This window comes from Candidatus Jordarchaeum sp., from assembly GCF_052745115.1.
The window spans coordinates 1-8,775 of sequence record NZ_JBRAKS010000162.1 but is presented as its reverse complement, the minus strand read 5'-3'; the positions used below and the strand labels follow the sequence as shown (position 1 = coordinate 8,775).

Here is an 8,775-nt window from a genome sequence, read left to right as displayed (position 1 = left end):
GACATCCTACCAATTAACAGCAAGGGGTGACAAATGTCCCTAACTTCTACAATTAGGATAATGGATGGTAAATCAAAAATGAAAATACTTCAAATTACATACATTTATCCCCCAGAATCAAACATCACAGATGGCATTACTTATGTAGCGTATAATATTTCTAAAGAACTTTCTAGAAGAGGACACGAAGTTACAGTATATACTTCTAACATTTTAAATTTATACGATAATAGAATTAGAAGTAATATTCATAATACGATAATAGACGACGTTAATGTACACTATTTTCGCAGTCTAGTAGGTCATAAAACATTTTTTGTAACACCCACAATGATAAATTCACTTAAAAAAAACATAAACAAATTTGATATCATACATTTACATGACGCTAGAGGTTTTCAAGGTATTATTACATATCTATTTGCGAAAGCCAAAAAAATCCCTTATGTGTTCCAATCTCACGGAGCATTTTTCCACCCATTACCAATACTTAATATTGACAAAATAGCTAGACTTACTTTAGATAAAATTGCGAGTGAAAGAATCGTAAAGAATGCATCAAAAATTATAGCGTTATCACAGATGGAATCAAAAAGATTCCAGAGATGGGGTATTCCAAAGGATAAAATATTCATCTCCCCAAATGCCATAGATCTTTCAATGTATGAAAAATTACCATCTAAAGGAAGTTTCAGAAAAAATTACAAAATAAATAATGATGAAAAAATAATACTCTATCTCGGAAGAATAAACAAGTTCAAAGGAATAGAATTACTCATAGAATCATTCGCCATTTTAGCGAAAAAACTCAATAATGTAAAACTAGTACTAGCAGGACCAGATGATGGCTTTCTTAATGAAGCCTTATTATTGACCAAACGCCTTAAACTCGAATCTAAAGTTTTATTCACTGGATATGTAAGTGAGGAAAATAAACTTGAAGCCTTCATAGATGCAGACGTTTTCGTTACCCCGTTATTTTATGGATTTCCTATAACTTTTTTGGAAGCATGTATTGCTGGTGTACCCATAGTTACAACAAAGCTTGGTGATATTCTGAGTTGGATAAATGACAGAGTAGGATTTGCCTGCTCTCCAACTCCTGCGGATTTGTCTAAAGCAATATATAAAATCCTATCAAGTTACGAAACACATGAAAAATTTTCTAGAAATTGCAAGGATATCGTTCATAAAGAGTTCTCAATAGAGAAAGTTGTCTCCAAATTAGAGGATTTGTATCAAAGTATTACACATTAATAATATATACTTTAAAAGAAAAGCGGTTAGTGCCAGATGGTGTAAGCTAAATTTGAAAAAATTAATTAAAAAAGCGCAACAGTTCTGGCATTGAATACAACAAGACCCAATTGAGAAAGATAATGTCCGATGTTGCTTCAAGAAACTTCAAGATTAAAATCCACGGTCATTTATTGCAGAACCCGAGATTAGAATATTTTTATTTATTATTAAAAGAATGTAATAAGAGGCGAATCAAGCCAGAGAATCTAAAATTTGCGTATTCGCTGGAGCCTTGGAAAAAACTTTACACGTAAGAATATCGCAGTTGGCTAAACGCCTCGAAGACTGTAGTTAGGTGTCCCGTAATACTTATATAAAAAAAAGGAACCACTTAGTCTGGGCGATTTCATGAAGAACGATTTGCATGTAGCAGTTGTGGGTTGCGGTCATATCTCCGATACACATGTAGAGGCTTGGAAAAGAGTGGGCGCTAAGATAGTAGCTGTTTGCGATAAGAACATTTCTGTTGCTGAATCTAAAAGTAAAAAATGGGGGGTTTCGAAATATTATGGAAATGTTTCTCAAATGATCGAGGAAGAGAATCTAGATGTTGTATCTGTTTGTACACCTGCTCATATTCGCTCTGAAGTAGTTATTCCTTTTATACAGAATGGAATAAATGTGGTTATTGAAAAACCTCTGGCATTATCTGTTGCTGAAGCCGAGAAGATGGTAGATATTCAGCAGAAACATAGGGTAAAACTTACTGTTGTACACAATTGGCTTTTTTCACATGTAATGAAGAAGACGTTAAATATTCTGAAGAAAAAAGAAATTGGTGATGTATTAGGAGCTGAAATAGAAGCGCTTAATACTCCAAAAGATGACATGACTTCTAATCCGTCTAATTGGTGCCACTCTTTAATAGGTGGACGTTTTGCAGAGATGTTGCCTCACCCCTTATACTTGCTTCAAGCAATTTTAGGAGAAGGGGAACTAAAAATCAGATCTATCTTGGGTTCAAAGTTGGGCAATTATGATTGGATGCCGATAGACGAGTTGCGCGTCTTGTTAGAGGATTCAAAGGGAAGAACAGCCTCAATTTATGCCACATTTAACACTGTTCGAACCGAAACAACAATAAAAGTATATGGTGCTAAAGGCATTCTTGACGTAAACCTGTCTAGTCATATTTTAATCAAAAAGCGATATCGCGAGATAAAAATAGGTCAAGTAATGAAGGACAACTTGAAGTTTTTAAGCGACTTTGTTAATTCAAGTTTTTCAATTGCTTCTACCATCCTAACAAGGCGATATCAAAGTATGCACACCACATTCATTAAGGAATTTGTCCATAGTATAGCAAACAATACAGAGCCCCCAGTTACACCAAAGGAAGCACTACAAGTTACCAAAACATGGGAAGAACTATGTTCAAAACTCCACTCATATTATCCTCTGAAAAATAATTCAGTTTCTTAAAACATCTCCCTTCACTTTCGTGGCGGAAGCTGAATTTTTATTAAATCTTTCATTGGACGGTTCTTTTGAATCTGCATCACCTATTAAAGCGAGGTGGACCCCTTTTCAAGCGAACGGGATACTTAACCCCGAGACCGAAAAGAGCACATCAGTTCCTATTTTTTCAGTTTCTATCGAAGAGATGATCAACCTTCTTTGGTCTATGGGATGTATCGTGCAAGCTGAGGAAATTCACGGGATGTGAAATCGGAAGCTGAACCGTGCTCAACCCTGAGAGTTTCATATTATGACGATAAAATAACTATTACAATGATTTCTAAAAATGATTTTTAGGTTTCCATTCAACATAACAATACATATGCTTACCTGAACGACTGGGCGGAATATGATCAACTAAATCAAGATCCAGCTGAATGCTACTATGGAACAATCGGGTTAAGCCAGTCGCAACCTGCTGCCGAAATTCAGTGGCGGTTTCTTTAGAAATATTATGCCAAGTTTCAATTTTTAATAAAAACTGGGTAGGCCCTTGTTGTACGAGTTGAAACTTTTTGAGCCATTTGCGTTCCGTAAGTACGCCGATCAGATGAATTACAGCGCTAGGATCAATTTTTGAGCCATCTGGCGCGATTAGATGTTCAGCCGTCCGTCCAATCAATTTGGCTAATACAGGTCCTTTCCAATTAAGTATCTCTGGGTTTCCCAACGTAGCGACATCCCCCATTTGCATCCGAATCAGACCCATAGAATGGTTATTAAGTGTCGTGACATAAACCTGCCCATTTTCACCGGGTTCGCATTGATTAAAATCATCATCTAACACCTCCAAATGATTGTGCCATTGCAGCGCAACCAATCCCATATGTTTTGGGGTCTCCACCGCCATTAACCCAACGTCTCGACTACCGTAGGTATCATAGACCTCATCAGCAAGCGTATGCTTGATTCGTTCCCGCAATTCAGGGTACAATGTGCCTCCTCCCGTAATGACTCGTTTGAGTCGGCGGATCGAAATGCCTTTTCGCTTGATAAAATTAGTCAACGTATCAATGGCACTAACAAAACAGATGGCGTTTTCGACATCATGCCTAGTATTAATAAGATTAATATAAGAACGCATTATCTCAGCGCTCATTGAGAAAGCTGGCATAATAATTAAGCCGCGAAGTCTGTTACTAATCCGTTTAGTAAAACTTTTCTTGATGTCGAAAAGTTCATTATTTGAACCCCAAAGATATATAGTGGGTAGTCCTGGTTTAAAACCCATTTGATAATAGCTCCAATCAACCATTGCCCGATTAATTAAATCGAAGCGGCTATCCTGCCAGACGGAAGTTGGAATTCCCGTGGAACCACCACTAAAAATTTGGTGTTGTTTGAAAATGTAAGGAAATCCAGATTTTCTACCATGTTGCTGCTGTCGAATGCGCAGATCATCATTATACTTATGCAATTCTTCTTTTCGGATGGGAGGTAATAGAGCTAGGATGTCCTTGGCTTCATTAACCGTGAAGTTGCGTGCCTGCTTGGGCCAACGTTTTTTCCAATAGGGACAATACTTTTGGCAATAGCGGAGATAACGATAGAGTTTTGCATTAATAAAACGCTCAGCCTCCTCTCGACTGCTCTTAATAAACCAATGTACTTCAGACATTGCTTGTTGGTAATCACGAAAACAATAATTTATTTTATCATAAAGAAAGGTTCGTAGTTTTTTGGTAATTACAATCATTTTGTTCACCAATCATACATTATTCTGAAACTCAAACCAATCGTGCTTGCAAGAGATTCGGTAGGACTTAAGGAATAAGTTTTTACTTGTGAACTTTACTTATACCAACCCCGCATTAATTCTAATGTATTAATTTCCGTTACTAACTGTTCCATTAAAATCGGGTTCTATGAGCCGTTCTATTTCTTAACTTATAATTCCTGTTTAAAAAATTTTGCTGTCATTATGGTTAATCCTACCGCGGCTTGATTGATAAAGATGGCCGCGTTTTTGTTGGCTTGACTGGGCAATAACCATCGATCCCGATGAACAGTATGATGAAATTTTTTTAATTAATTTATTCATTTTTAGATCAGAACCTATCTTATAAAGTACTTGTGAATTAATACCAAGAAAACGTAAAAATTTAGAAACCCCTAGTAGAATAGAACCTGTTCCACATATACTAATGATTTTAAAAAAGGTTGTATCTATCATTTTTAACAACTTCTTAATTGTAAAGAATTTGTCGATTGGCTGTCTATACACCAAATTGTATCTCTTAGTGATCTCTGAAATTAACCTAAGTACTAACAAGGGAAATGATAAGTAGTTGGGAGTAGAAACTATTAAAAATCCTTCTTTACTAATAACTCTTCTCATTTCTTTTAAGGCATTCAGCGGATTAATTAAATGTTCTAAAACTTCGCAAGAAACTACTAGATCAAAAACTTCTGATTTGAAAGGTAAATGGTGTGCATCAGCTAAAATAACTTGAGCAACTCCACTCGCTAATTTTCTCTTCTTTTTTTGAAAGTTAATAAAATTTTTTAAACCGCTTATGGAAAAATCTAAACCAACTAAATCTAGTTGGTTTATTTTTGAATAATTAACCATAGCTTCTAAAAAGTCACCCCGACCACATCCAACTTCTAAAAAAGCACGGATTTTTGAAAAAGAGCTTATTTTTTGAAACCAGTTAAAGGCTTCCCTGTACCACGCGGGTAATTCCTTTCTCCTAGTATCAAAAACGGCGTTATAGTGTTCACGACTTCTTTTGATTTCGTGGAACTTTTTATTACGATCAAGTTTATTCATATTCATTCTTCCTAAATAACCTGCAAACTTTTTCTTGTATGGCGTGACTAGCGTTACAATCTACGACACCCAGTTGCAACCATAAATTGTACCATCATTACCGTTTCCCGAAGAATCATGAGCAGTGCTTCCTGATAGTTCATCTAACTTAAGCCACAGAACGAGATTTTCCATCTTTATAGGGTTATTCGGATTATTGTAGTTGTTTTGAATTTCACTCTCTGTTAGGGTGCAGTTGTAGATGCGAACCATGCCGATTACGCCTTGAAAATAGGAAGTTGCACGTCCAATCCATTTATCCGCATTGTTGGTTTTAATAGTCGTGAAACCTAAATTAGTTTCTTCTTTTATTAACTCGCCGTTGACGTAGTACCGATGTGAACCACCGTTTCCCACAGAAATAATGCCAACAACGTGATACCAGACGTGAGGGTCTAAAACATATTCAGTAAGTTGTTTTATAGCCACTCCCCTCCCACTCGTTAGAAAGACATAAACACCACTTACCAGCTCCGTCACTATGTGTAACAAAGATGTAATTTCTGTAAGGACTTGGTTGTCCTATAAAAGTACGGATATCCCACTTTTTCGGAGATGTAATTTTAATCCATGCTTCAAGTGTTACGTGGTCAGAAATGGATAAGGAAGAACTGTTACCTACATCTACATAGTTATCTAAGCCGTTAAAGTTCAGCCCTCTATGTTCCGGAACCTGAGTTAGATCCACTTTGTATACAGTAGTTGAACCTAAACGGAACACGATTTTTAGAAAGGGATATGTATCAAAGATTTGCACATACCACTCTGCACTGAAGGGCTTTCCGACAACTCGACCAGTGCCTCCAAGTTCGGGGGCGTCATACCAACCCCAAAAGGATGGAAGGAATACATAATGGACATCGTATTTTTTGAGAAGTTGATAAACTGTATATTCTTCGTGAGGTTTTTCCCATACCGTTTTTAATTCTTTGGCTCTGTCTATCCCGAGCGGGTCTAATTGCCGATTATACGTTATATTTTTAATAGATAATGATGGTATCCAATAGCTTGTCCATGATAAGTCATTTAATATCAATTCATTAGGAGGTATATTGTAATTAATCCATAAGAGAGCTATGAAATCATTTGGGAAAGTACTTGTGCTAGTATACCAACTGTAGCGTTGAGCATTAGCGTAAGAAAACTCTTGAACTATACTTGCACTAAATTGAGGTATTAAAATTATGAAAGAAATGAGGATAACAATAAGAACTGAGTTTATGGGGGAGTGAAGATATTTTTTTAATCGTTTCATCCTGAAAATCTCAGTAATCCCGAGGGATAATATGAGCCAAGAAATAACACATGGAATTGTTATTGCCCTACTAGGCTCAATTATAAATAGAATAGTAGGTGCTGCTGGGCTTAGTGTGAAGATTGCCCAACAAAATATTATAATATAAATCAAATTTATGAATAAATACTTTTTTTTATAAATTAATATCAAAGATATAAATAATGCAATACACATGACATAACCTGTTATATGGTCAAAAAGAAAAGCTTCCCCCCCGAACTTAACAAGCCCATAAATATATGTAAAATTGGGTTGATATAAACCAGAAGCCATTCTTTCGGGAGTATAAACCCAAGCTCTTGGAAGCGTCAAGAATGTTAATCCACCAACCAAAAGAAACGGAGTTATGGTCGAAATTGGTTTTTTTTGGAGAAAAATCACAAATTCATTTCGGTGTCTAAGAACTACGAAAGTAATCATTATAGCTACGAAAATGCTGAAAGAGGGATAAACTAATAATAATGCCAGTAATGAGAAAAAAAGGGTCGCTATAGAACCTATATGATACCGCTGTTTTAATTTTTCAAGCGGTCTATATTCTGTCAAACCAAGTATGCAAATCGAGAAAATAACTATCATAAAAGCTGTAAGATTGGGATAGGGACCATTGTAGAAAAATCCAACAATCCATTTTTCTAGGTGACCTGATGGATGAATCATGAATACAGAAAAATAAACCAAAAGTGATAAGGGAATTGATTTCGTTAGCATATAAGTTAAACTGTACATCAGCAAAGGGATCAGAATAATAGTCAATCCGCCTAACAGAAAAACTGCTTCACCGGGAAAAAGGTGAAACCAAGAAGCAATGTTTGCCGCAACCACATGAAAACCTATAGGGTAATGTAATGGATTAGAGGCTAGTGGTTCTAAGGTGGTTATAATTTTTCCATTGTATAATAACAACGAGGTAAAGGGACCATGACCACTAAGGATATCACCAACTGGAGGCCATCCCATTTGACTTATAACAAGTGAAAAATGGAAAAAAGTGAGTATAATCAAAAATAAGGGAACCAACCCCTTCAATAAGAATGACCAATTTATATTATTAATCCCACGAAATGTTGAGACGGCAACTATGTTCTTTATCCTATTAAGTGTAGGAGTAGCATCTCCTGATTTTACAAGAATAAACAGTGCAGAGGCGGTTAATATCAAAAAGAATACAAGTGAAGGGATACCAACTGTGAATGCACCAATAATGTTTAGAAATAGTAAGCTGACCACGAAACCAGTGGCTCCGTAGATTGGTATGTTGATAGCTGTATTTGACATCAAAAATTTATCAATTTTTAGTATTTTGAATGCAAATCGTCCAAGTATTATATAAAGGATTAATACAATAGAAATAATTGCAACTACCCGGGGTAAATCGAAAAGGGGTAGTAACCAACTAATATATTCAACCATTTCTATTCAGCACCTTAGAATTATGGATTAAGGAAAACACCCGTTTTTAATTTTTCCATATGCCCAGTTGCAAAATTAACTATTCTCTTTCGCTCATAAATAAGATTTTTGTGACTTGCGATGTTTTCTCTCTTCCCGCTGGACAGGTTGTCAAGAACGGCGACTTCATAATTTTGGGCGAGTCTTCGCACCAAATGGCTGCCTACAAACTCGCAGCCGCCGGTCACTAATGCCTTAATCCTCAAGGAACATTCCTTTCCATGCACTTTAGAAGCTAGTTTGCGTAGATTGCAGTGCGGGTATCGAAAATTATTTAATTTAGACTGATACTTGAATTGTATGTTTCAAGAGTTGAATAAGATGACCATAGGAGCTTTTTGGCTGAGAGGCAAGTATTTTTTGTTGTCTTTTTTGGTTCCTTTGCTGGTTAGGGCGGTTCCGGACGATAGATTCGCAAAATCTGCCTTTTTTTGGGGCTTTTTCCTGTGTTTTCAAA

At 36.1% G+C, this 8,775-nt stretch carries 6 protein-coding genes and 1 pseudogene; 2 read left to right on the top strand and 5 right to left on the bottom strand.

The window, feature by feature from the left end:
* Nucleotides 1-33: 33 nt before the first annotated feature.
* Entirely contained in the window at nt 34-1,257 is a 1,224-nt protein-coding gene (locus ACUVXA_RS12090; protein WP_445871523.1) for a glycosyltransferase family 4 protein, read from the top strand.
* A 390-nt stretch (nt 1,258-1,647) separates the two neighbouring features.
* The gene (locus ACUVXA_RS12085; RefSeq protein ID WP_445871522.1) at nt 1,648-2,721 is read left to right on the top strand and encodes a Gfo/Idh/MocA family protein; all 1,074 of its coding nucleotides are present in this window, start codon (nt 1,648-1,650) and stop codon (nt 2,719-2,721) included.
* A 316-nt stretch (nt 2,722-3,037) separates the two neighbouring features.
* Here the strand turns inward: ACUVXA_RS12085 and ACUVXA_RS12080 are convergent, their stop codons facing one another.
* The 5 genes and pseudogenes from ACUVXA_RS12080 to ACUVXA_RS12060 form a co-directional block, all read right to left on the bottom strand.
* Nucleotides 3,038-4,453: a hypothetical protein gene (locus tag ACUVXA_RS12080; protein ID WP_445871521.1), complete on the bottom strand. Its 1,416-nt coding sequence runs from the start codon at nt 4,451-4,453 to the stop codon at nt 3,038-3,040.
* A gap of 204 nt (nt 4,454-4,657) precedes the next feature.
* Nucleotides 4,658-5,530 carry a class I SAM-dependent methyltransferase gene (locus ACUVXA_RS12075; protein ID WP_445871520.1) on the bottom strand — a complete coding sequence of 291 codons (873 nt, stop codon included), beginning with the start codon at nt 5,528-5,530 and terminating at the stop codon, nt 4,658-4,660.
* A gap of 60 nt (nt 5,531-5,590) precedes the next feature.
* Nucleotides 5,591-5,998: a LamG-like jellyroll fold domain-containing protein gene (locus ACUVXA_RS12070; RefSeq protein ID WP_445871519.1), complete on the bottom strand. Its 408-nt coding sequence runs from the start codon at nt 5,996-5,998 to the stop codon at nt 5,591-5,593.
* The gene (locus tag ACUVXA_RS12065; RefSeq protein WP_445871518.1) at nt 5,976-8,279 is read right to left on the bottom strand and encodes a hypothetical protein; all 2,304 of its coding nucleotides are present in this window, start codon (nt 8,277-8,279) and stop codon (nt 5,976-5,978) included. Before ACUVXA_RS12065 ends, ACUVXA_RS12070 begins: the two co-directional genes overlap by 23 nt.
* A 101-nt stretch (nt 8,280-8,380) precedes the next feature.
* Nucleotides 8,381-8,518, bottom strand: a pseudogene (locus tag ACUVXA_RS12060) (NAD-dependent epimerase/dehydratase family protein); the annotation flags it as partial.
* Nucleotides 8,519-8,775 lie beyond the last annotated feature (257 nt).

Excerpts from the sequence above, each read along its gene's own strand:
- ACUVXA_RS12080 (WP_445871521.1), bottom strand. The coding sequence starts at position 4,453 with ATGATTGTAATTACCAAAAAACTACGAACCTTTCTTTATGATAAAATA.
- ACUVXA_RS12090 (WP_445871523.1), top strand. The coding sequence starts at position 34 with ATGTCCCTAACTTCTACAATTAGGATAATGGATGGTAAATCAAAAATG.
- ACUVXA_RS12075 (WP_445871520.1), bottom strand. The coding sequence starts at position 5,530 with ATGAATAAACTTGATCGTAATAAAAAGTTCCACGAAATCAAAAGAAGT.
- ACUVXA_RS12085 (WP_445871522.1), top strand. The coding sequence starts at position 1,648 with ATGAAGAACGATTTGCATGTAGCAGTTGTGGGTTGCGGTCATATCTCC.
- ACUVXA_RS12065 (WP_445871518.1), bottom strand. The coding sequence starts at position 8,279 with ATGGTTGAATATATTAGTTGGTTACTACCCCTTTTCGATTTACCCCGG.